This is a genomic window from Streptomyces asoensis, from assembly GCF_013085465.1.
Lineage (GTDB): Bacteria > Actinomycetota > Actinomycetes > Streptomycetales > Streptomycetaceae > Streptomyces > Streptomyces cacaoi_A.
This window is the reverse complement of sequence record NZ_CP049838.1, coordinates 302,096-324,083: the sequence shown is the minus strand read 5'-3', so window position 1 is coordinate 324,083 and position 21,988 is coordinate 302,096. Positions and strand designations below refer to the sequence as shown.

Here is a 21,988-nt window from a genome sequence, read left to right as displayed (position 1 = left end):
TCATCGACCAGTGAAGGAGCCGCCGTGACCGCAAGAGGGCCGGACGGCGGGCGGGCCGCCCGTCTTCCTGGGGGCGCGAGCCGCCGGGGCAGGGCGATGACTCTGGCGGGGACACTGGCCGCGGCGGAGACAGCGGCGCCCGTGGAGTCGCTCGACGTGGTCGCGCGCATGCTCAAGGAGCACCTCGGGGCCGCGGCGGTGTCGTTCCTCATCACCGACTTCACCGGCGGCTCGGTCGTACGGCTGGGGACGGCGGGTAGCGTCGATACCGATGAACCCGCCCGGCGCATCAGGCTGCGAGGCACCCTGTACGACGATGTGATCCGCACCCAGCGGCCGAGCGTGGAGGACAAGGGGGAGGGCGCGCTGGTGCGGATCGTCGCCCCGGTGACCAACCGCGGGGACGCGATCGGGCTCCTCGAACTGTTCCTGCCCGCGGCGCCGGACGCGGAGGCGATGCGGGAGATCGGCGAGACCGCGCACGCCCTGGCGTACATCGTCATCGCGAACCGGTCCTACACCGACGTGTACCAGTGGGGCCGCCGTACCATCCCGCTGAGCCTGGCCGCGGAGATCCAGCACCGGTTGCTCCCGGCCTCGCTGGCGTGCGAGGCCGCGCAGTTCTCGGTGGCCGGGGCGCTGGAACCGGCCGACCATGTCGGAGGTGACACCTTCGACTATGTGATCGACCGGGACACCGTCCAGCTCTCCGTCACCGACGCCATGGGGCACGACGTCGACGCCGCGCTGCTGGCCACCCTCCTGGTGGGCGCCCTGCGCCGCGCTCGGCGGGCCGGTGGCGACCTCGCCGAACAGGCCCGCCAGGCCGACCAGGCCATGCGCGAGCACGGCCGCCAGGGCTACGTCACCGGCCAGCTCCTGCGCATCAGCCTGATCGACGGCAAGACCGAGTTCATCAACGCCGGGCACCCCTGGCCACTGCGGATGCGGAACGGACGGGTACGGGAGATCACCCCGAAGATCGACATGCCGTTCGGCTTCCCTGCCCCTCACACCTACCGGGTCCAGTCGCTGGACCTGCGGCCGGGCGACCGGCTGGTGATGCTGACCGACGGCATGCTGGAGCGCAACGCCAACCGCCTCGAGCTGTCCGACCTGATCGTGCGCACCCGCGATCTGCATCCCCGCGAAGTCGCCCGCACCCTCATCGCGGCGATCGTCGACGCCAATATCGGCCACCTGGAGGACGACGCGACCGTGATGTGCCTGGACTGGCACGGCGTCGGCCACTCCCAGCGTGACGCCGACACCGGCGCCGACCTCACCGACGCCTCCGCACCGTCAAGGACGGGACACACCACTCCCGGAGCTGATGCGTGACTGGGGCGTCCCGCTGCGCGAGGCGCAGTGTGGTGGTCACGGGGGCGACGGGCGGTATCGGTGCGGCGACGGCGTTGCGGTTGGCCGGCTTGGGCTGGGATGTGATCGGCACCGCGCGCAACCAGGAGAAGGCGGATCTCCTTGTCTCGGCTGCGGCCAGGCGGGGGCTCGGGTTGCGGACGGTGGTGCTGGATGTGGCGGACCCGTTCTCCTGCCGAGGGGCGATGGCCCGGGTGGAGGAGATGACTGGAGGTGGTGCGTGGGCGGTGATGAACAACGCCGGTGTGCCGCAGGCGGGCTCGGTGGAGGATGTCAGTGATGAGCAGGCGAGGCATCTGCTGGAAGTGAACTTGTTGGGTGCCATGCGGATCTGCCGGCTCGCGCTGCCGGGGATGCGCCGGCGGCGGCGTGATGCTGATCAACTGGACGACATCGACACCTCACCAGGCATGGCATACCGCCCAGTCGGCAACTGACACCTGAACCTGCCCTGCTTGGCGACAAGCGACAAGCGACAAGCAATAAGCGACAAGGTCACAAGTCCAGCCCGAAGTCGGCCGGCGCATGGGTTGGTCAGCGGTGCTTGCCGAGCGTTGGCAGACCGCCGGAGACCACCCGCACACTGGCACCGTTCCTCCTGCGGGCTGACCGCTCGGCCACGAGCAGCCGGCGGGCCATGCGTTTCCAGTGCGGCGCCTCCCTGTTGTCGCCGGTGTCCTGGTACCGCGCGGAGGCCACCGGCATCGCCTGCCGCGTCCGGCAGCAGAACGTCCACGTAGGCCGCGACCGGGCCCGACATCCCCACTGCGCCAGGCGCTCCGCGTAAGCACAGCCGCAGTGCCTCACCACCGTCTGCTTCCGCCGCCATGGGGACGACGTAGAGGCGGGCTCGGCTCTCGCCGGCTGCGATCTCGCCGATCGTGGTGAGGGTTGCTTCGTTGTCGGGGAGGAGTACTTGCACTGCCGGGATCGCATCGGGATACAGGACCGCTGACTCGATGCGGTGACCGTTTCGGCTGACGCGCATCCCGATCGCCTGCCACGACGTAGCTCGGCCGCGAGGCGATCGGAACTTTTGACGAATGGCCCATCAGACTCTTTCGATCACGAGGCACGTTGAGTCCTGTCCGGTTGCCCATAGACTCTCGCACCATGACGACGGCGCACCCCTACACTCGCTATGTCGCCCTCGGCGACAGTCTCACCGAGGGCGTCGGAGACCCCGACCTCTCAGGTGGGTGTCGCGGCTGGGCCGACCGGCTCGCCGAAATCCTTGCGGAAGAGCAGCCGGCGTTCACCTACGCCAACCTCGCCGTGCGGGGGAAGACCGCCGCGCAGATCAAGACTGAACAGCTGGGCCCGGCACTCGCGTTGCAGCCGGACCTGGTGACCGTCATGGCCGGCATGAACGACCTCATCAGATCGAGCTTCGACGCCGCGTCCGTCATCGCGGACATCGAGGAGATGTTCGTCCGCCTCACCGCCTCGGGCGCCCGAGTGGCCACGGTTACCTTCCCTGACCTGGGCAAAGTATCCCCGCTCGCACGCCGGGTGCTTCCCCGTATCCGCGACCTCAACGCCCGCCTGCTCGCTGCCGCCGAACGGCATGACGTCGCGGTCCTGGACGTCTTCCTCCACCCCGTCACGACAGACCCGCGTCTGTGGAGCGACGACCGCCTGCACGCGAGTCCGCTCGGACACGCCAGGATCGCCGCCGGCATGGCCCACACGCTCGGCCTTGCAGGCCATCACGACTGGACCGAACCGCTGCCTCTGCTCACCCCGATCCCGGCCCTACGAGCCATAGTCGCCGACGTGCGTTGGGCTGGGGCGTTTCTCGGCCCCTGGTTGTGGCGGCGGCTGCGCGGCCGTTCATCGGGAGACGGCCGCACGGCCAAGAGGCCCGAGCCGGAGTCCGTGACGCGGTGGCAGACAAGCTGATTCTGCCTCGACCTCCGCAGGCGACGATCAGGCTGAACCGCATCAATCACGCTGAAGGCAAGAACGACTCAGTCGGGTCGATCAGAGGTGGCTCAGGATCCAGGTCTGCAGATAGCCGGCGCCCACTTCGCTGTAGTTCGCGCCGGTGGAGCAGTTCTGGCCTTTCATGACGCCCACCTGGAAGAGCTCACCGCTGATGTCAACCATCAGGGGGCCTCCGCTGTCGCCCGGGCAGGGGCCGCCGCTGGTCGGGATCGATTTCAGTCCCACGCCGTCCGGCTCGGCCGGCATGATGGACGCGCCCTTGAACTGCAACCGATCGGGAAGCTGCCCGGCGCCGTTCTTGCCCCATCCCGCAATGACGCCGTCGTCGTACTGCGTGAAAGGACCGCCCTGCTGGCCGTCCCATCGGTAGCTCTGGCTGGGATCGGCCAAACTGATCGGCGCTATGCCGGTCACCGGAGATTCCAGTTTCAGAAGGGCTATGTCATTGTGCCCGCCGGTGTAACCGGGATAGGAGTAGAGCGCGATGGCCTTCCTGACTTGCCCGCCGGTGTCCTTGAGATTGGTGCCGACACGCACGGTCATGTCGCCGGGATTGGTGACACCGCCCACGCAATGCGCTGCGGTGAGCACCCAGTTGTTTCTGATGAGGGTTCCGGTGCAAAAGGTTCCCCCGACGTACGAGACCTTGGCAACGAAGTTCAGGGAACTGTCGGTGACCGCGTTGCCGCCGGTTATAGCCTGGGCAGGGGACGGGGCGAGGCCCGCTATTCCTGCGCTGATCAGGCCGCCGGCGACTAGTAGCCGCAATGAATGTCTGAGAGTTCCTCGACGTCCGAAAGACATGGTTTGTCCTTGTCTCCTCGCCGGTCAGGGTGCCCCCAGACCAGTTTTGCGTGCCCTGCTCGGCTTCGCCAGCGGAATAGGGATTCGGCGAAGTTGGTCGATGGCTTGCCGGGCGCCGGGGAACAGTGCATTGTTCACGGTGGCGACCTCGATCCGGCGGACACAGAGCGTCCGTGGCCCTCGGCAGCGCCAGGGGCCTCCTGTCGCTTGACAGGATTCGACACTCACGAACTGTGCGGGAGGACTGGCTGCGTTCGCCTTCATCAGCAGCGTTTGTCCACCCGTTTGGGAGGCGAGGGAGGGGGCGAGCCTCCGCAGATGTTCGCGAGAGAAATGACGTCCCGCTTGCCTGAGGAGCCTCGACCGTGCCTGGTCGGGTAACGGGCAGCTGATAATGCGTTGTCGGTCTCAGCCGGGCTGCGAGAGCATCCGGTGCATGGAAGAGCCTGTCGAAAGTCTCAGTTCTGACCAGGTGGAACTGCGCCGGTGGCGCATGAGCGATCTCGACGCCTTGGAACGGGCGATCTACGAGTCGCTGGACCAGCTGGTGCCGTGGATGCCTTGGGCAGCCGACCCTGGCAGACAGCAAACCTCTGATTTCCTCGCCCGGAACCAGGAAGAGTGGAAGACCAGGCAAGCCTTCGGCTATGCGATCACGTCAGATGCTGCGGTGATCGGCAGCTGCGGCCTCATGCGTCGCATCGGAGTGGGCGGCCTCGATATCGGCTACTGGCTTCACCCTCGTTGGACCGGACGGGGTCTGGCCACGATGGCCGCTGCGGCTCTTGTCCGCCAGGGCTTCCAGTTGGCAGGCATCGACCGCATCGAGATCCATCACGATGCCGCCAACCCTGCCAGCGGAGGCGTCGCCCGCCGCTTGGGATTCACTGAAGTCGAGCGCATACAAGCACCTGAAGGGCCCGAAGCTCCAGGCGAAGTAGGGATTGATGTCATCTGGCGGATGACTGCAGACCAATGGAAGGCAAGGACTGCTGAGCACGCTCAACAAGGCACTGAGCGCGAGTAGTTCTGGTGTCTTCGCTTGGTGACCGTCAAGGGTCGGCCGGCCTTGGCGGGCTCCTCGGCCCGGGCCCGGGTGCTAGCGAGGCGGTAGGAGTCGGTGCCGGTCTCGATGATGGCGGCGTTGAAGGTGAGGCGGTCGACGATGGGCCGCGCAGAGCCGGGGGTCGGTGAACATTTTGGTCCATCCTCCAAACGACTCGTTGGAAACGGGAGGGCGGGCCTGATGGCGGGTAGGTGCAAGGCAAACGAGGCGGGATCGTCGAATGCCTGCACGGCGACGTGCTGTGTGTGCTCGGGGTGCTCAAGGTCGCGACCGCCGAACCAGTGGTGACACCCGTATTTCCCTGAGAGATGGCGTCTTCGGTCTAGCGGTGCCCTCAAGCTTCCGTCATCCCGTCAGTTGTCGTCAGGTGCCACATCGTCGCCTACGCGGCGCAGGCGCACGAGGGAATCCTTGCGCCGCATGTAGCTATTGGAGTCTGGTCGGTTTCTTCAGGAGGGGAGGGCGGCCTGGAGCGTGGCATACATCGGCATGAGGTCGTCCAGGCCGACGAGGTGCAGGAGCCGTTGCACGGGCGCGGAAACGTTGGCCAGGCGGAGCCAGCCGTCGCTGTCCTGCGCGGCCCGGTGGGCGTAGAGGAGGAAGGAGACGCCGCTGCAGTCCATGAACGTGACGTTTTCGAAGTCGATGACCGTGCGGGGTGCGCATCGGTCGCCTGCGCCGCTGTCGAACGCCCAGCCCACGAAGGGCACGCTGCTGCGGTCGATCTCTCCGCTCAGTGTCAGGACGTGCACGCCGGCTGGAGTGGTGTGCTGGGAGACGGGCAGGGGGGATGCGTGCATGTGACCACCTCGTTCTTCCTCCGGCGATCCACGCGACGGAGTCGGGTCCTGACCCCACGCAAGCGCATGACGCTTGCGACGTCAACAAAATCCGGGTTCGTATACCCACCGCGTTGATCGAGGGGTTCAGCCCCGTCGTCATCGGTTCGGCGACCGTCTTCCGGCGCGCCTTGTGACCCATTGCGTGCGGAGGAGCGAAGCCGCAGACCGTGCGAGGTGCGGGTGTGGCTGGGGTCCGGTGGTTGGAGGGCAGGTTCCGCTGCTTCACCGGGCCCCAGCTATGGGGTCTGGTGCCCGTGAAGGTGGTGGCTACACGGTTTGTCGGAAGGGATGTCCTGAGGTGGGACATGGCTGTTGGCCCCCGGGTGTCCCCGGGGGCCAACAGGTTGGCTGCTGCTGGCTGGGTTACCAGCGATACCAGCGGCCCTTGCGGCCGCCGGTGTCCGCGCTGCGCATGACGAAGCCCAGCAGCCAGACGACCAGCACGATGACGGCGATCCACCACAGTGCCTTGAGCGCGAAGCCCGCGCCGAAGAGGATCAGAGCCAGCAGAAGAACGAGAAGCAGGGGAACCATAGTTATCAACCTCCGTTGCTCCTGGTGCCCGGCGAATCGAAGAGCACACGGCTGATTCACCTGGTTTCTTCACCACTCTTGCGGGCACTGGACTCGGATTCTCCGCCGGCGTTCACCAGATCGAACGGTCAGGCGGAGTCCCCGACGAGGCTGACGTCGTAGGCCGACGACTGCTGGCGAAGAAAGCCGACTGAACCCGCGCCAAGCTGAAACGCCTGGCCAAACTCGGGATCCTCACCGAGGCCGGCACCGGCAACTTCGCCAGGAAGCAATAGCCGACAGAACCTCCACCTGCGGCCTTGCTCCCACCTCGGCCAGAAAACAGACATCACCTTACGAACCGCCCGCTCAGAGCACGCGGTACGTCCTGCGCGCCCCTGGCCTCGAGGAACTCCTCCGAGGTGGTGAACCTGCACCGCCACGTCCCACGGCTTTGTCAGGGACTGTTAGGCCGATTGGCCGGAGGGGCGAGTGCCTTTGCAGGTGATCGGGCACCCATGTCCTGTCCGGCCCCGGGCATCTTCGAGCTACTCATCAGACCCTCATCGGGAGCCTCGCATGGAACCAGCCGCTGTCTCGAGAAACTGTCCGTTCGACTACGCCGAGGCACTCGAGTTCGACCCTGTGCTCAAGCAGTTGATGACCGAAGAGCCCGTCTCCCGCATCCGGCTGCCCCACGGCGACGGCGAAGCCTGGCTTGTCACAGGCTACGACGATGTACGCACGGTGACTACCGATCGGCGTTTCAGCCGAAGCGCCGTCATCGGCCGGAATTTTCCGCGCATGACCCCTGAACCCATCGTTCAGGACGAGGCGATCAACGTGATGGACCCACCGGGCAGTAGCCGCCTGCGCAGCCTGATCTCCAAGGGCTTCGCGCCCCGCCACATGGAACGCATGCGGGTCCGCACCCAGCATGTCGTGGACGAGCTGCTGGACCGGATGGAGGAGCACGGTTCTCCCGCAGACCTCACCGAGCACCTGGCGGACCCCCTGCCCCTGGCCACCATCTGCGAGGTCCTCGACATCCCCGAGGCCGATCGCGCCCAACTGCGGTCCCACGCCCGGACCATGATGGACACCGGCATCGACAACCGGGACAACGCCGTACAGGCCAAGGCCGATCTGCGCGCCTACTTCGAGAAGTTGACGGCACACCGGCGTGCGAACCCCGGCGAGGACCTGATCAGCACTCTGGCCGCGGCTCGTGACGGAGATGAGATTCTCAACGACCAGGAACTGGCAGTCATGGCCATGGTCCTGCTCATCACCGGCCAGGACACCACCACCTACCAGATCGGGAACATCGCCTACGCCTTGCTCACCCGTCCCAAAGAGCTCGCCATGCTGCGCTCCGATCCTGGGATGCTCCCGCAGGCCATCGAGGAACTGCTGCGCTTCATCCCCTTCCGTAAAGGCGTCGGCATCCCCCGCGTCGCCACCGAAGACGTGGAACTGAGCGGGGTGACGATCCACGCCGGGGACATCGTGCACGTCTCCTATCTGACGGCCAACCGCGACGGCCGGAAGTTCGACCGTCCTGATGAGCTGGATCTGGAACGCACTGGCCCGTCTCACATGACCTTCGGCTGGGGTGGGCATCACTGTCTCGGCGCTCCGCTCGCCACCACAGAACTGCAAGTCGCACTCGGTACCGTTCTGGAGCGCTTCCCCGACCTGAAGCTTGCGAAGCCGGCCGAAGAAGTGCGCTGGAACAGGACGTCGATCTGGCGCTATCCGCTCGCGCTGCCCGTCATCTGGTGACCGCGGCGCCCCCGGCGACGCGCCGAGTCCATGTGTCCGAGGTCCCCTTGTAGGCCTTTGGATGCCTGCCGCCCGCAGCACTGCGCCCCGCCACCGGGTCCGGCGGCGGGGCGCAGTGCTCGGTGGCGGGCGTGAATCGCCCGCCTGTCGGCGGTCAAGGGTGGTTGATTCCGCCGCCTCACCGTCCACCTCCCCCCGGCCTACGCACAGCGCCTCTTCGACGCCCGCGACCAGGGCGCCGGCGACCAGGAGATGCGCGCGATCGCGGCGGCCTCCTGGGTCAGGGCCTGCTGTACACGCCGTACGGAACGGCGGGCACGGCCGCCATCCTGATCGCCTCCCGGGCGGGCTCAGTTGGCCAAGCCCACGACGAGTTCGAAGCTGCCGGCCTGCACCGCCACCGTCACACCAAAGACTGGGCCGCTTCCCCTCCCGCCTCAGAGCACAGTCCCTACCCCCAGAGAACCCATGTCCTTGAGGTGGTACTGGTGGAACTGGATGCTGTGGTTCTCGGTGGCGGCTGGGATGTCCCATGCGCAGAGGCTCCGCCTCGCCGCGCTTTGTGGTGACGGCTGTCTACGGGCTGACGCTGCTCATGTCGACGAGGTGGGTGTCGCGGCTGTGTGCCAGGACGCCGTCCGGACCGAGCACGACCTCGGCGACCCGTGGATCCGCAGATCAACAGATCCGCGGTGAGCATCGTGAAGGCGATGGTGCGGGACTGGACGCTGACGTCGCCATGTGGTCTGCGCTTCCTTCTGCTCGAGATGCAGCGGACGACAGACATCAGGTCAGCGCGCGTGATCCATCCCGTGCGGGCGCACTGGCGGCGTGGATGATGGAAAAATGACGTATCTCATGACGCGATAATGATGGATTCTACCCCTTCAGCAATGCCCTGCGGCCCACCTACCGTTGCGCCCATGTAAACGGTCTGACCGTCGGCTGATCAGTACTTCTTCGACCTTGTGAGGGGTCTCTCGAAAGCTCCTCGGAGAGCTATGGATCAGCCCTGACGGTTCCTGGAGGAAGAAGGCAATGGTGCCTGCGGAACTACTCATCGGAAGCCGATGGCAAGCGTCGGCAGGGTCGGGACGGACCCGGGACGTGACGTCGCCCTTCGACGGCAATACCGTCGGTACCGTGGGGGTGGCCTGTCCCGAGGATGTCGAGGTGGCCCTGGCGGCGGCGGAGCGGGGTGCCGCGGTATGGCGGCGTACGCCCGCTCATGAGCGGATGACGATCCTGCTGCGTGCGGCGGAGCTCGCCGACCAGCGAGCGGTCGAGATCGCGCGGACCATCAGTTCGGAGTCGGGCAAGACCATCACGGAGGCCACGGGTGAGGCGTCGCGATCGGGTGATCTGATCCGACTCGCGGCGTTCGAGGGCGCCCAGCTCTACGGTGAGACCCTGCCGTTGGACGCCAACCGCGGCACCGGGCAGGACAAGATCGGCTTCACCCTGCGCCAGCCGTGCGGAGTGGTTGTGGCCATCACGCCGTTCAACTACCCCGCCCTGCTCGTGCTCCACAAACTGGCCCCTGCGCTCGCGGCAGGCAACGCGGTCGTCCTCAAGCCGGCCACCTCGACCCCGCTGACCGCACTGGCGCTGGCCGAGTGCTTCGTGGACGCCGGGCTGCCCGAGGGCGTGCTGTCGGTGCTCGTCGGCTCCGGCGGGGTGCTGGGGGACGCCCTCGTGACCGACCCCCGCGTACGGAAGATCTCCTTCACCGGTTCCACAGCGACGGGCGGGCACATTGCGGGGGTCGCCGGGGTGAAGAAGCTCTCCCTTGAGCTGGGCGCCTCCTGCCCGGTCGTCGTATTGCCCGACGCCGACATCGAACTCGCCGCGAGCGCCGTCGCGTTGGGCGGATACGTCAACGCCGGGCAGGTGTGCATCTCCGTCCAGCGAGTGATCACACACCCCGACGTCACCGCCGACTTCCTCGACGCCCTGGTACCCCGGGTCAAGGCCATCAGGACCGGGGACCCGTCGTCCCCCGAGACGACCATGGGCTCTCTGATCACGACCGCCGAGGCGGAGCGGGTGGAGCGGGCCATCGCGCAGGCCCGCGCCGACGGCGCACGCGTCCTGACCGGCGGCGAACGCGACGGGACCGTAGTGACCCCGGCCGTCGTGGCCGACGTCGATCCCGACTCCCCCTTCAGCCAGCAGGAGTTGTTCGGACCCGCCGTCGCCGTCAGCTCGGCCGCCGACTGGGAGTCCGCCATCGCCCAGGCCAACGGCACCGCCTACGGCCTGGGTGCGGGGATCTTCACCTCCGACGTGGCCGGAGCGGTCCGTGCCATCCGGGAGATCGACGCCGGTTCCGTCCACATCAACTGGACGCCCCTGTGGCGTGCCGACCTCATGCCGTACGGCGGTCTCAAGGGCAGCGGTTACGGCAAGGAAGGCCCCCGCGCCGCGGTCAGCGAGATGACCGAGGTCAAGACCGTCGTCCTGCACGGCCGTCCCTGGTGACCCGGCCCCCGCGTCCTCGTACACATCCCCGATCAGGAGCCGACTCATGACCGACCGGACGCCACAGGGCACGGTGCGTCTCACCGTCGCCCAGGCCGTCGTCACCTACCTCTCCCGGCAGTACTCCGTGGCCGACGGCCACCGTCGCCGGCTCGTACCGGCCGCGCTGGGCATCTTCGGCCATGGCAACGTGGCCGGACTCGGCCAGGCCCTCGACCAGTTCAGTGACGAGCTCCCCTTCGTCCAGGGCCGTAACGAGCAGGCACTCGTCCACATCGCGACCGCCTACGCCAAGGCGACCAGGCGGCACGCCACCCTCGCCGTGACCGCCTCCATCGGCCCCGGAGCGCTGAACATGGTGACCGGGGCCGGCCTCGCCACCGTCAACCGGCTGCCCGTCCTGCTGCTGCCGGGCGACACCTACGCGACCCGCCACCAGGGCCCCGTGCTCCAGCAGCTGCAGCACCCCGTCGAGGCCGACGCCTCGGTGAACGACGCCTTCCGGCCCGTGTCCCGCTTCTTCGACCGCATCACCCGCCCCGAGCAGCTCCTGACCGCGCTGCCCGCCGCGATGAGGGCCCTCACCGACGTCGACACCGGCGCGGTCGTCGTCTCCCTCCCGCAGGACATCCAGTCCCACGCCTACGACTACCCGGTCGCGTTCCTCGCCGAGCACGACTGGCCGATCCGCCGTCCCGCGCCGGACGCCGACGAGGTCGCGGTGGTCGCGCGGATGCTCGCCGAGGCGGAGAAGCCGCTGATCATCGCCGGTGGCGGGGTCGTGTACTCCGGTGCCACCGAGGAGCTTGAGGCACTCGCCGACGCGGCGGGCATCCCCGTCACGGAGACGTTCGCGGGTAAGGGCGCGGTCCAGCGCCGCGCCTGGTGGCAGCTCGGCGGCATCGGCCTCGAAGGCACTCCGGCGGTCAACGTCCTCGCCCGAGAAGCCGACTTCGTGCTCACCGTGGGCTCGCGGCTGACGGACTTCGCCACCGCCTCGCAGTCCCTCTTCCAGAACCCGGACGTGCGCTTCACGAGCATCAACGTCAACGTGCACGACGCGGGCCGCCTGGGCGCGACCGGCATCGTGGCCGACGCCAAGCGGGCCCTGGCCGCGCTGACGGACGCCGTACGGGCGAATCGCACCACCACACCGGCCGCCTGGCAGGAGAAGGCGCGCACCCTGGACGAGCAGTGGCGGCAGGAGCGTACCGCCGCCCTCGACCCGGACGTCCCGTTCGACCCCGCGTCGCTGCCCGACGACTCCGACGTCGTACGCGACACCGAAGCCGACCTCACCCAGGGCCAGGTGATCGGCCTGCTTCAGGAGCACGCGCGGTCCGGCGACACGATCATCGCTGCCGCCGGCGGTGCGCCCGGCGACCTGCAGAAGGTGTGGGACGCCACCGAAGGCCGTTTCGCCCACCTGGAGTTCGGCTTCTCCTGCATGGGCTACGAGCTGCCCGCCGCGATCGGCGTCCGCTTCGCCGAGTCGGACCGCTCGAAGCGGGTGCTGTCCCTCCTGGGCGACGGCACCTTCCTCATGGCCCCGACCGAGCTGGTCACCGCCGCCCAGGAGGGGCTCCCGATCACGATCGTGATCCCGGAGAACCACGGCTACCAGGTCATCCACCGCCTCCAGATGGTGCGCAACGGGCGCGAGTTCGGCAACGAGTTCCGCTACCGCGACGGCAGCCTGGACATAGGCTCCGGCAAGCCCGCGCGCCTGGAGGGCGACTACCTCCAGGTCGACCTCGTCAAGATCGCGGAGGGTCTCGGCGCTCGTGCTCTCCGCGCCACGACCGCTGACGAGGTACGTGCCGCGTTGGCCGAGACCCGCGACCACGCCGGCCCGGTCGTCCTGGTCGTGCCCGTGATACCGCACGCCGACCTGCCCGGCGCCGGTGTGTGGTGGGACGTGGCCCCGGCCGAGGTCTCCGAGCAGGAATCGGTCACGCAGCTGCGCGGCGAGTACGAAGAAGGTCTGGCGTCTCAGAGGTGGTACGGATGAATGGCTCTCCCTTGAACCCCTCCCCCTTGGATCACGGCCGCCTGCGCGCCCGTCTCGCCGCCGGCGAGACCACCCTGGGTACCTTCGTCGGCACCGCCTCCCCGGTCACGGCCGAGGTGTGCGCCGCCGCCGGGGCGGACTGGCTTCTGCTCGACCTCGAACATGGCGCGGGGGGCGAGGAGCAGGCCCGTACGGTCTTCCCGATCGCGGCGGCCTACGGCGTTCCGACCGTCGTACGTGTGGAGTCCGCGGCTCGCATCCGCATCGGCCGCGTCCTCGACCTGGGCGCCGCCGGGATCATGCTGCCCCGCCTCGACACCGCAGCCGAAGTCCAGGAAGCCCTGAGGCACCTGAGGTACCCGCCCGCAGGGGACCGGGGCGTGGCCACCTACAACCGGGCGTGCCGCTTCGGGCTCGACGCCGGGGCTCTCGACCGGGAGGGCGAGCTCCTCGGTGTGGTCCAGATCGAGTCGGCAGCCGCCCTGGCTGAGGTCGAGGCGATCGCCGCGCTGGACGGCGTCGACGTCCTGTTCGTCGGCCCCCGCGACCTCAGTCACGACCTTGCAGTGCCCGGCGACTTCGCCGCACCGGTCTATCGAGAAGCTCTGGATCGCGTCCGCCAGGCCGCCGTCGCACATGGCAAGGCCTGCGGACTGCTCGTCCCCGACGGTGTGGCCGCGGCCGCCAAACGAGCCGAGGGCTGGACGTTCATCGGCATCGGCTCGGATGCGACCCTGCTCGCGGCAGCCGTGTCCGCCGCGCTCAGCGAGGCCCGGTCCGAAACCTCGCGCTCTCAGGACTCCCAGGAGGGACGATCATGACCACGGACACCCCGGGCGCCGCGCGTGAGATCGGCGTCGGGCTGATCAGCGTCGGCTGGATGGGCAAGCTCCACAGCCGCGCCTACCAGGCCCTGCCGTCCGTCTATCCCGAGCTGGGCATCAAGCCCCGCCTAGTGCACGCCGCCGACACGGCCCAGGACCGCGCGGCCTACGCCCGTGACGTCCTCGGCTACGAGAAGGCCACCACCGGCTACCGCGACGTCCTCGACGACCCGGACGTCGAGGTCGTCTCCATCTGCGCGCCCAACCTCCTCCACCACGAGATCGGCATCGCCGCCGCCAAGGCCGGCAAGCCGTTCTGGATCGAGAAGCCCGTCGGGCGCGGCGCCGAGGAGACCGCCGAGGTCGCCGCCGCGGTGCGCGCGGCCGGGGTCGTCACCTCCATCGGCTACAACTACCGGCACGCCCCCGCCGTGGAGCGGGCCCGCGAGCTGATCGCCGAGGGGAGGCTCGGCCGTATCACCAACGTGCGCGCCACCTTCTTCTCCGGCTACGCCTCCGAGCCCAAGGGCGCGCTGTCCTGGCGCTTCAAGCGGGACCTGGCCGGGCACGGCGCGCTCGGCGATCTGCTGAGCCACGTCGTGGATCTGGTCAGCTACGTCGTCGCCCCGATCGACGAGGTCTCCGCCCTCACCAGCACCGTCTACACCGAGCGCCCGATCCTGCCCATGGGTTCGGGCACGCACTTCGCGGTGATCGAGGACGGTGAGATGGCGGCCGTGGAGAACGACGACTACAGCGCCGCCCTGGTGCGCTTCAGCGGTGGAGCCGTCGGCACACTGGAGGCGTCCCGCGTCATTGTCGGCCCGCAGTGCGGCATCGGCTTCGAGATCTACGGGACCGACGGCTCGGTGACCTGGAACTTCGAGCGCATGAACGAACTGCGCGTCGCCCTCGACCGCAGCGGCCCCCACCAGGGCTACACCACCGTGCTCGGCAACGGCCACATGGGCGACTACGCCAGCTTCCAGCCCGGACCGGGCAACAGCATGGGCTACGACGACCTGAAGGTGATCGAGGCCAAGAAGTTCCTGGCCGCCGTGGCCGGCATCGAGCACCGAAACTCCACGATCGACGACGCGCACGCCGTCGCCGAGGTGATCGCGGCGGCCGCCGCCTCCGCGGCGAGCGGCTCCTGGCAGCCGGTTCCCGCCGTGCCGGGCGCGAACTTCGGGCACCCGGTGCGGAGTTGATCGTATGACTCAGCATGTCACCCAGCACGTCGTAGTGGCCCTGGGCCCCGTCGACCCCGACACAGTGGCCCCGGTCCTCGGGGAACGGGTCACCTTCGTCGCCGATCCCACGCCCGCCGACCTCGCGGTCGCCGAGGGCGCCATCGTCCGCGCCGACCGGCGGGTCGACGAGGACCTCCTGCGGCGGGCGCCGCGGCTTCGGGTCATCGCCCGCACCGGCGTCGGCGTCGACCTGGTCGACGTGGCGGCGGCCTCCGCCCGCGGGATCGCCGTGGTCATCACCCCGCACAGCGGCAGCCGGGCCGTGGCCGAGGGCGTCTTCGCCATGGCTCTGCACCTGACCAAGCGACTGAAGCCGCTGACCGACCTCGTACGGGACGGCCGCTGGGCCGAACGGACCGCCGTACCGGTCGGCGACCTGGACGGTGCCACCCTGGGGATCGTCGGTTACGGCCGCATCGGCCGCAGGGTGGGCGAACTCGCCGCCGCCTTCGGGATGCGGACGCTCGCCCACGACCCCTTCAGCCCTGTGCCGCCCGAGTTCGCCCGTGCCGACCTCGTTGAACTGGCCGCGTCGAGCGATGTGCTCACCCTGCACGCGCCGTTGGTCGAAGAAACGCGGCACCTCGTGAACGAGCGGCTGCTGTCCCGCGTCAAGCCGGGAGCGATCCTGATCAACTGCGGCCGCGGCGGCCTGCTGGACTCGGACGCCACCCTGGCCGCCCTGGAGTCGGGCCGGCTGTCGGGCGTCGGACTGGACGTGTTCGAGCCCGAACCGGCCCTCTACCACCCGCTGTTCGACCACCCCGACGTCGTCCTCACCCCGCACCTGATGGGCATGACACGCCGGGCGATGACCCTGACCTTCGTCGACGCGGCCCGCGGGGTCGCGGACGTCCTCGCGGGCCGCCCGCCGGCCGCGGTCGCCAACCCCGACTGGAACCTCCGAAAGGCCACGGCATGACCACCTCACCCCTGAACAGGATCGCCGGCGCGCCCATCTCCTGGGGCGTGTGCGAAGTCCCCGGCTGGGGCTACCAGTTGACGCCCGAACGCGTACTGAACGAGATGCGCGAAGTCGGCCTGGCCGCCACCGAGATCGGCCCCGAGGGCTTCCTGCCCGGCACGCCGGACGCCATGGCCCGGGTCCTCGCCGACCACGACCTCCACGCGGTCGGCGGCTTCACCCCTCTGCTGCTGCACGTGCCCGGACACGACCCGCTGCCCGAGGCAGAACAGCTCCTGGAGAGCTACGCCGCCTCGAAGGCGGAGGTACTCGTCCTGTCCGCCGTCACCGGCCAGGACGGCTACGACTCCCGCCCCGAACTCGACGCCGACGGCTGGCGGCTGCTGTTGTCCAATCTCGACCGGCTCGCCTCGCTGGCCGCCGAACACGGCGTACGCGCCGTCCTGCACCCGCATGTCGGCACGATGATCGAGAACGGCGACGACGTCCGACGCGTCCTGGAGCACTCCGCGATCTCCCTCTGCCTCGACACCGGGCACCTGCTCATCGGCGGCACCGACCCGGCCGAGCTCACCCGCCAGGCACCCGAGCGCATCGCCCACACCCACATGAAGGATGTGGACGCCTCCCTCGCCGCCAAGGTCCGATCGGGCCGCCTCACCTACACCGAGGCCGTACGCGCAGGCATGTACCGCCCACTGGGCGCGGGAGACGTGGATGTCCAGGCCATCGTCACCCACCTCTGCGCACGCGGCTACGACGGCTGGTACGTCCTGGAACAGGACACCATCCTGACCGAGGAACCCACGGCAAAGGGGCCGGTCGAAGACGTGTGGGCCAGCGCTGAACATCTGCGCGCGGTGCTGCGCGGTGTCGCGTGACCGTCCACGGTCCTGATGTGTTTTTGATGTCCTCTGAGGGATTGACCGGTGTGTGCGGGGCATCCAAGAATGCCGAGGCGACGCGCGCCCACATCGGTCCCCTGCCGTGACATTGCCATTCGTCGCCTGCCGGCGTCTTTTCCGAACATGAGGAATACAGGAAAAAGAAATGACCGCTGCCGAATTTCTGGCCACTTGTTGGACCACCGCGGGCGACGCCGCGCCCGACGAGGAGGATCAGCGCAGTCCGCTGAACCTGCGGGAACGGGTGGAAGCGGCGCGCGAGGCCGGATTCACGGCCTTCGGGCTGCTGTACCGGGACCTGGTGGAAGCCGAGCGCGAGTACGGGTTGGCCGGTATCCGGTCCCTCTTCGAGGACAACGGCATCAGCCACATCGAGCTGGAGCTGCTGACCGACTGGTGGGCCGACGGAGCCCGGCGGGCCGCGTCGGACGCCGTCCGCGTCGGAATGCTGCGGGCCATCGAGGCACTCGGCGCACGCACCTTCAAGATCGGCCCCGACGTGGCCGACGAACCCTGGAACCTCGACGTCTGGGCCAAGGAGTTCGCCACGCTGGCGGCGCAGGCCGAGGGGGTGGGCGCCCGGCTCGGGGTCGAGCCCCTGCCCTGGTCCAACCTCAAGACCGTGCACGACGGACTGCGGCTCGTCGAGACCGCCGGTCACCCGGCCGGTGGCCTCATCATCGACGTCTGGCACACCGAGCGCGCCCACACACCGCCCGCCGACCTCGCGGACGTACCCGGGTCGCGGATCGTGGGCGTGGAGCTCAACGACGCCGACAGTCAGGTCGTCGGCACGCTCTTCGAGGACACCGTCCATCGCCGTCGCCTGTGCGGAGAGGGCTCCTTCGACCTCCCGGGGATCGTCAGTGCGCTCCGTGAGGCCGGCTTTCGCGGCCCCTGGGGCGTGGAGATCCTCTCCGACGTGCACCGTGCGCTGCCGGTGCGGGAGGCCGCCGCGGCGGCGTACCGGAGTGCCGCGGCGCTGGTGAAGTAGCGAGGTGAAGGCCACAGGGGTGGCGGGGACGAAACCACGGTCGTCCCGCCACCCCTGTTCGCCTCTGTCTACGCGGATCGGCTGCCCACGCGTTACCTGCGCATGAGCAGCTGGAACTCGAACACGTAGCGCGCCGCGTTGTAGAGATGCGTGCCGTACTCCACGGCCTCCCCAGCGGCGTTGTAGGCCGTGCGCCGCAGGGTGAGCAGCGGCGCGCCCTCGGGTTCCCCGAGTTGTCCGCCTTCCTCGGCGGTGGCCGCGCCGGCGCCGATCGCCTGATGCGCGCTGTGCAGACTGATACCGGCCCCGTGCAGGAGCCGGTACAGCCCCGTGGCCTCGAGCCGTCGGGTGTCGAGATCGAGCAGCAGGTCGGTCGGCAGGTGGTTGCGCAGGACGGCCACGGCGAGTCCGTTCGCGTACCGGATCCGCTCCAGCCGGACCACGCTGTCCCCCTGCCCGATACCCAGAGCTGCGGCGACCTCAGTGGAGGCGGGCACGACGTCGTTGCGAACCACCCGGGTGCTCGGTGACTGCCCGGCCTCCTCCAGGTCGTCGTAGAGGCTGGTGAGTTCCAGCGGGCGCTTGACCGTGCTGTGCACGACCTGGGTGCCGACGCCTCGACGCCGTACCAACAGCCCCTTCTCGACCAGGGCCTTGATGCCCTGCCGGACGGTCGGCCGGGACAGGCCGAGCCGTTCGGCGAGGTCGATCTCGTTGCCGAGCAGGGCGCCCGGGAGGAGCAGGCCATGCTCGATGGCCTGCTCCAACTGCCGGGAGAACTGGTGGTAGAGCGGAACCGGGCTCTGCCGGTCGATGGCGATGCCGAGCACAGCCGTGCCGCTGTCCGCCTTCTGGCGCCCAGGCATCGTCAGTGGTTGCGCGGGAAGCCCAGGTCCACGCCGCCGGGGCCGTCGGCCGGGTCCGGCCAGCGGGTCGTGACGACCTTGCCGCGGGTGTAGAAGTGGGTGCCGTCGTTGCCGTAGATGTGGTGGTCGCCGAAGAGCGAGTCCTTCCAGCCGCCGAAGCTGTGGTAGCCCACGGGGACCGGGATCGGGACGTTCACGCCGACCATGCCGGCCTCGATCTCCAGCTGGAAGCGGCGGGCCGCGCCGCCGTCCCGGGTGAAGATCGCCGTGCCGTTGCCGAACGGCGAGCTGTTGATGAGGGCCACGCCCTCGTCGTAGGTGTCCACGCGGAGCACGCACAGCACCGGGCCGAAGATCTCGTCCTGGTAGGCCTTCGCGGTCGTCGGGACCTTGTCCAGCAGCGAGATGCCGATCCAGTGACCGTCCTCGAAGCCCTCGACCGTGTAGCCGGAGCCGTCCAGGACGACCTCGGCGCCCTCGGCCGCCGCGCCCGTGACGTAGGACGCCACCTTGTCGCGGTGGACCTTCGTGATGAGCGGGCCCATCTCGGAGGTGGGGTCGTTGCCGGGACCGATCTTGATCTTCTCGGCGCGCTCGCGGATCTTCTGCACCAGCTCGTCGCCGACCGCGCCGACGGCCACCACCGCGGAGATCGCCATGCAGCGCTCGCCCGCCGAGCCGTAGGCCGCCGAGACGGCCGCGTCGGCCGCCGCGTCGAGGTCGGCGTCCGGCAGCACCAGCATGTGGTTCTTCGCGCCGCCCAGAGCCTGGACGCGCTTGCCGTTCGCCGAGGCGGTGGTGTGGATGTAGCGGGCGATCGGGGTCGAGCCGACGAAGGACACGGCCTTGACGTCCGGGTGCTCCAGAAGGCGGTCGACCGCGACCTTGTCACCGTGGACGACATTGAAGACGCCGTCCGGCAGCCCGGCCTCCGCCAGCAGCTCGGCCAGCTTCAGGGCCGCCGACGGGTCCTTCTCGGACGGCTTCAGCACGAAGGTGTTGCCGGTCGCGATGGCGATCGGGAACATCCACATCGGGACCATCGCCGGGAAGTTGAACGGCGTGATGCCCGCGACGACGCCCAGCGGCTGGCGGATGGACGAGACGTCCACCCGGCTGGCCACCTCGGTCGACAGCTCGCCCTTCAGCTGCACGGTGATCCCGCACGCCAGGTCCACGATCTCCAGACCACGCGCGACCTCGCCCAGCGCGTCGCTGTGCACCTTGCCGTGCTCGGCGGTGATCAGCTCGGCGATCTCGTCGCGGTGCGCGTCCAGCAGCGCCCGGAACTTGAACAGGATGGTGGTCCGCTTGGCCAGCGAGGACGTGCCCCAGGTGGCGTAGGCGTCCTTGGCGGCGGCCACCGCGGCGTCGACCTCGTCGACGGAGGCGAAGGGGACCCGCTTCTCCTGGGCGCCCGTGGCGGGGTTGTGGACGGCGCCGTGGCGCTCGGACGAACCCTCGCGGGGCTTGCCGTTGATCCAGTGCTGAAGGTTCTTCATCGGGTGCGGGTTTCCTTTCGGACGGCCGGACTCAGGCCTGGTCGCGGCGGCTGTCGGGGGCGGTGTAGAGAGGCAGGCGGGGGTCGACCGGTCGGCCGTCCCAGATGTCGCGGACGCCGGCGTGGTCGGGGTGGTCGCAGATCCGCCAGGCGCGGTCCACGCCGGGGCCGGCCATGACGTTGAGGTAGTACATGTCGTGGCCGGGTGCGGCGACGGAGGGACCGTGCCAACCGTCGGGCACGAGCACGATGTCGCCGTCGCGGACTTCGGCCACGAGATCGGTGTTGCGTCCGTTGCCGGAGGGGGCGACCCTCTGGTAGCCGAGGCCGTCGTCACCGGCGATCTCGTAGTAGTAGATCTCCTCCAGCCGGCTCTCGCCGGGACGGTCCTCGTCGTGCTTGTGCGGCGGGAAGGAGGACCAGTTGCCGCCTGGCGTGAGGACTTCGACGGCGATGAGCTTGTCGCACTCGAAGGCCCCCGCGGCGGCGAAGTTGTTGACCTGTCGGCTGTACCGGCCGCTGCCGCGCAGTTCGACGGTAACGGCTGATGCGGGCTGATAGCGGGCGGGCAGACGCCGGTCGCAGCGCGCTCCGGTGAGGGCGAAGCGGCCGCCGCCCCGGGTGGCGAGGGAGACGTGGGCATCGCGCGGGGCGTACACGAAGTCGGTGACGCCGGTGAAGACACTCTCCCGTCCGATGAGGCGAAACGTCCGGCCACCGACGGCAACCGTGCCGGAGCCGGACAACGGGAGGACGATCCACTCGCTGTCCCCGGTGTCGAAGTCGTGCCAACCGTCGGGCGGCAGGTCGAGAACACGCAGACCGGAGAACTCCCAGCCGGCGGTCCGGGGCGTGACGTCAACGGCGTACGGGCCGCCTGCGGCCCTGCCCGCAGGCAGGTGGCACCGGTGGTCCTGACCTCGCGGCTCGGGCGGACGGGACACGACGTGAGCCTCGTTCGGGCTGCGCCCGTTCACAGCAGACCCACGGCCGTGTCGACCGCGTCCTCCACGCTTCCGCAGGCGGGGTGGAGCAGCGAACGGCCGACGACGAGACCGTGCACGGTGGGAAGCCGGAGGGCCTTGCGCCACTTCTCGTACGCGGCCTCCTGCTCCCCGGCGGACGGTCCGACGTCGCCGCCGAGCAGGACGGCGGGCAGCGTGGACGTCTCCAAGACCTGCGCCATGTCGTCGGGGTCGGCGGTCACGGGAAGCTTGAGCCAGGTGTAGGCGGAGGTGCCACCGAGGCCGGAGGCGATCGCGATGGAGCGGGTGACCGCATCGGCGCTCAGGTCGTTCCCGACACGTCCGTCGGTCCGCCGGGAGATGAACGGCTCGATGAACAGCGGCAGTCGGCGCTCGGCCATCGCGTGGACGGCTTGTGCGGTGGACTCCAGCGTGGTCAGCGAACCCGGGTCGTCGTAGTCGATGCGGACCAGTAGTTTGCCCGCGTCGAAGCGCAGCCGGGCGAGGTCCTCGGGCCGGTGGCCCGTGAAGCGGTCGTCGAGTTCGAAGGAGGCGCCCGAAAGACCGCCCCGGTTCATCGAGCCCATCGCCACCTTGCCCTCGAGGGCGCCGAGGAGCAGCAGGTCCTCGAGGATGTCGGCGCTGCCGAGCACTCCGTCGACGCCGGGCCTCGACAGCGCGGTGCACAGGCGTTCCAGGAGGTCGGCACGCCGGGCCATGGCGTACGGCTCTCCGCCGGCTGCCAGGGCGCCGCGGGCCGGGTGATCGGCGGCGATGATCATCAGGCGGCCGCTCGCACCGAGCAGGGGGCGGCGTGTGCGCCGGGCGGCGGCCTCGGCGACGGCCTCGGGGTGCCGTGCCCGGATCGCCGGGAGGTCGGTGATGCCGATGGTCATGGATGACCTCTTTCGATGAGGCGTGTGGGG

General features: G+C 69.2%; 19 protein-coding genes and 2 pseudogenes. 13 read left to right on the top strand and 8 right to left on the bottom strand.

What is annotated here, in order from left to right; translation table 11 throughout:
- The first annotated feature begins 96 nt into the window (after window positions 1-96).
- The 3 genes from G9272_RS01555 to G9272_RS01545 all read left to right on the top strand — a co-directional run bounded on the left by G9272_RS01555 (window position 97) and on the right by G9272_RS01545 (window position 3,282).
- Window positions 97-1,341 carry a PP2C family protein-serine/threonine phosphatase gene (locus G9272_RS01555; protein WP_171401779.1) on the top strand — a complete coding sequence of 415 codons (1,245 nt, stop codon included), beginning with the start codon at window positions 97-99 and terminating at the stop codon, window positions 1,339-1,341.
- Window positions 1,342-1,370: 29 nt separating this feature from the next.
- Window positions 1,371-1,817: an SDR family NAD(P)-dependent oxidoreductase gene (locus G9272_RS01550; protein ID WP_253267657.1), complete on the top strand. Its 447-nt coding sequence runs from the start codon at window positions 1,371-1,373 to the stop codon at window positions 1,815-1,817.
- Between the two features lie 676 nt (window positions 1,818-2,493).
- A complete protein-coding gene (locus G9272_RS01545) occupies window positions 2,494-3,282 on the top strand; it encodes an SGNH/GDSL hydrolase family protein (protein WP_171394823.1) in 789 nt (262 codons plus the stop codon).
- A gap of 81 nt (window positions 3,283-3,363) precedes the next feature.
- Here the strand turns inward: G9272_RS01545 and G9272_RS01540 are convergent, their stop codons facing one another.
- Entirely contained in the window at window positions 3,364-4,131 is a 768-nt protein-coding gene (locus G9272_RS01540) for a S1 family peptidase (RefSeq protein WP_171394822.1), read from the bottom strand.
- Window positions 4,132-4,567: 436 nt separating this feature from the next.
- On the opposite strand from G9272_RS01540, the gene G9272_RS01535 reads away from it, so the two are divergent.
- Entirely contained in the window at window positions 4,568-5,158 is a 591-nt protein-coding gene (locus G9272_RS01535) for a GNAT family N-acetyltransferase (RefSeq protein ID WP_171394821.1), read from the top strand.
- On the opposite strand, the pseudogene G9272_RS44995 reads toward G9272_RS01535, so the two are convergent.
- The 3 genes and pseudogenes from G9272_RS44995 to G9272_RS01525 form a co-directional block, all read right to left on the bottom strand.
- A pseudogene (locus tag G9272_RS44995) lies at window positions 5,134-5,359 on the bottom strand (ATP-binding protein); the annotation flags it as partial. The gene G9272_RS01535 and the pseudogene G9272_RS44995 sit on opposite strands and share 25 nt — an antisense overlap.
- A 287-nt stretch (window positions 5,360-5,646) precedes the next feature.
- A complete protein-coding gene (locus G9272_RS01530) occupies window positions 5,647-5,997 on the bottom strand; it encodes an STAS domain-containing protein (protein ID WP_171394820.1) in 351 nt (116 codons plus the stop codon).
- 405 nt (window positions 5,998-6,402) lie between these two features.
- Window positions 6,403-6,573: a DUF5670 family protein gene (locus tag G9272_RS01525; RefSeq protein WP_030933194.1), complete on the bottom strand. Its 171-nt coding sequence runs from the start codon at window positions 6,571-6,573 to the stop codon at window positions 6,403-6,405.
- A 558-nt stretch (window positions 6,574-7,131) separates the two neighbouring features.
- Between G9272_RS01525 and G9272_RS01520 the strand changes: the two genes are divergently transcribed.
- From G9272_RS01520 to G9272_RS01485, 9 genes and pseudogenes are all read left to right on the top strand, one after another.
- The gene (locus G9272_RS01520) at window positions 7,132-8,337 is read left to right on the top strand and encodes a cytochrome P450 (protein ID WP_171394819.1); all 1,206 of its coding nucleotides are present in this window, start codon (window positions 7,132-7,134) and stop codon (window positions 8,335-8,337) included.
- Window positions 8,338-8,505: 168 nt separating this feature from the next.
- A pseudogene (locus tag G9272_RS44990) lies at window positions 8,506-8,607 on the top strand (telomere-protecting terminal protein Tpg); the annotation flags it as partial.
- A gap of 768 nt (window positions 8,608-9,375) precedes the next feature.
- Entirely contained in the window at window positions 9,376-10,818 is a 1,443-nt protein-coding gene (locus tag G9272_RS01515; RefSeq protein WP_171394818.1) for an aldehyde dehydrogenase family protein, read from the top strand.
- A gap of 46 nt (window positions 10,819-10,864) precedes the next feature.
- Entirely contained in the window at window positions 10,865-12,829 is a 1,965-nt protein-coding gene (iolD, locus tag G9272_RS01510; RefSeq protein WP_171394817.1) for a 3D-(3,5/4)-trihydroxycyclohexane-1,2-dione acylhydrolase (decyclizing), read from the top strand.
- 26 nt (window positions 12,830-12,855) lie between these two features.
- Window positions 12,856-13,650: an HpcH/HpaI aldolase family protein gene (locus tag G9272_RS01505; RefSeq protein WP_253267655.1), complete on the top strand. Its 795-nt coding sequence runs from the start codon at window positions 12,856-12,858 to the stop codon at window positions 13,648-13,650.
- Window positions 13,647-14,864: a Gfo/Idh/MocA family protein gene (locus tag G9272_RS01500; RefSeq protein ID WP_171394816.1), complete on the top strand. Its 1,218-nt coding sequence runs from the start codon at window positions 13,647-13,649 to the stop codon at window positions 14,862-14,864. The genes G9272_RS01505 and G9272_RS01500 overlap by 4 nt, the downstream gene beginning before the upstream one ends.
- Before the next feature lie 4 nt (window positions 14,865-14,868).
- Window positions 14,869-15,828, top strand: a complete 960-nt coding sequence (locus tag G9272_RS01495) for an NAD(P)-dependent oxidoreductase (RefSeq protein ID WP_171394815.1) — start codon at window positions 14,869-14,871, stop codon at window positions 15,826-15,828.
- Window positions 15,825-16,712 carry a sugar phosphate isomerase/epimerase family protein gene (locus tag G9272_RS01490; protein ID WP_171394814.1) on the top strand — a complete coding sequence of 296 codons (888 nt, stop codon included), beginning with the start codon at window positions 15,825-15,827 and terminating at the stop codon, window positions 16,710-16,712. The genes G9272_RS01495 and G9272_RS01490 overlap by 4 nt, the downstream gene beginning before the upstream one ends.
- A 169-nt stretch (window positions 16,713-16,881) precedes the next feature.
- Window positions 16,882-17,730, top strand: coding sequence for a sugar phosphate isomerase/epimerase family protein (locus tag G9272_RS01485; protein ID WP_171394813.1), 849 nt, complete (start codon window positions 16,882-16,884; stop codon window positions 17,728-17,730).
- Between the two features lie 92 nt (window positions 17,731-17,822).
- Here G9272_RS01485 and G9272_RS01480 read toward each other — a convergent pair whose 3' ends face one another.
- The 4 genes from G9272_RS01480 to G9272_RS01465 are packed head-to-tail and all read right to left on the bottom strand — an operon-like array spanning window position 17,823 to window position 21,958.
- Window positions 17,823-18,596 carry a GntR family transcriptional regulator gene (locus G9272_RS01480; RefSeq protein ID WP_171394812.1) on the bottom strand — a complete coding sequence of 258 codons (774 nt, stop codon included), beginning with the start codon at window positions 18,594-18,596 and terminating at the stop codon, window positions 17,823-17,825.
- A gap of 2 nt (window positions 18,597-18,598) precedes the next feature.
- A complete protein-coding gene (gene mmsA / locus G9272_RS01475; RefSeq protein ID WP_171394811.1) occupies window positions 18,599-20,098 on the bottom strand; it encodes a CoA-acylating methylmalonate-semialdehyde dehydrogenase in 1,500 nt (499 codons plus the stop codon).
- 31 nt (window positions 20,099-20,129) lie between these two features.
- The gene (iolB, locus tag G9272_RS01470; RefSeq protein ID WP_171394810.1) at window positions 20,130-21,041 is read right to left on the bottom strand and encodes a 5-deoxy-glucuronate isomerase; all 912 of its coding nucleotides are present in this window, start codon (window positions 21,039-21,041) and stop codon (window positions 20,130-20,132) included.
- Between the two features lie 29 nt (window positions 21,042-21,070).
- Window positions 21,071-21,958 (bottom strand): Cgl0159 family (beta/alpha)8-fold protein, encoded by an 888-nt coding sequence (locus G9272_RS01465; protein WP_171394809.1) that lies wholly within the window; start codon window positions 21,956-21,958, stop codon window positions 21,071-21,073.
- Window positions 21,959-21,988: the final 30 nt, after the last annotated feature.

Bases quoted from the DNA above. Each gene is read 5' to 3' on its own strand.
- G9272_RS01555 (WP_171401779.1), top strand. From the start codon at position 97: ATGACTCTGGCGGGGACACTGGCCGCGGCGGAGACAGCGGCGCCCGTG.
- G9272_RS01545 (WP_171394823.1), top strand. From the start codon at position 2,494: ATGACGACGGCGCACCCCTACACTCGCTATGTCGCCCTCGGCGACAGT.
- G9272_RS01520 (WP_171394819.1), top strand. From the start codon at position 7,132: ATGGAACCAGCCGCTGTCTCGAGAAACTGTCCGTTCGACTACGCCGAG.
- G9272_RS01500 (WP_171394816.1), top strand. From the start codon at position 13,647: ATGACCACGGACACCCCGGGCGCCGCGCGTGAGATCGGCGTCGGGCTG.
- G9272_RS01480 (WP_171394812.1), bottom strand. From the start codon at position 18,596: ATGCCTGGGCGCCAGAAGGCGGACAGCGGCACGGCTGTGCTCGGCATC.
- G9272_RS01530 (WP_171394820.1), bottom strand. From the start codon at position 5,997: ATGCACGCATCCCCCCTGCCCGTCTCCCAGCACACCACTCCAGCCGGC.
- mmsA (WP_171394811.1), bottom strand. From the start codon at position 20,098: ATGAAGAACCTTCAGCACTGGATCAACGGCAAGCCCCGCGAGGGTTCG.
- G9272_RS01495 (WP_171394815.1), top strand. From the start codon at position 14,869: ATGACTCAGCATGTCACCCAGCACGTCGTAGTGGCCCTGGGCCCCGTC.
- G9272_RS01465 (WP_171394809.1), bottom strand. From the start codon at position 21,958: ATGACCATCGGCATCACCGACCTCCCGGCGATCCGGGCACGGCACCCC.
- G9272_RS01525 (WP_030933194.1), bottom strand. From the start codon at position 6,573: ATGGTTCCCCTGCTTCTCGTTCTTCTGCTGGCTCTGATCCTCTTCGGC.
- G9272_RS01540 (WP_171394822.1), bottom strand. From the start codon at position 4,131: ATGTCTTTCGGACGTCGAGGAACTCTCAGACATTCATTGCGGCTACTA.
- iolD (WP_171394817.1), top strand. From the start codon at position 10,865: ATGACCGACCGGACGCCACAGGGCACGGTGCGTCTCACCGTCGCCCAG.
- G9272_RS01515 (WP_171394818.1), top strand. From the start codon at position 9,376: ATGGTGCCTGCGGAACTACTCATCGGAAGCCGATGGCAAGCGTCGGCA.
- G9272_RS01490 (WP_171394814.1), top strand. From the start codon at position 15,825: ATGACCACCTCACCCCTGAACAGGATCGCCGGCGCGCCCATCTCCTGG.
- G9272_RS01485 (WP_171394813.1), top strand. From the start codon at position 16,882: ATGACCGCTGCCGAATTTCTGGCCACTTGTTGGACCACCGCGGGCGAC.
- G9272_RS01535 (WP_171394821.1), top strand. From the start codon at position 4,568: ATGGAAGAGCCTGTCGAAAGTCTCAGTTCTGACCAGGTGGAACTGCGC.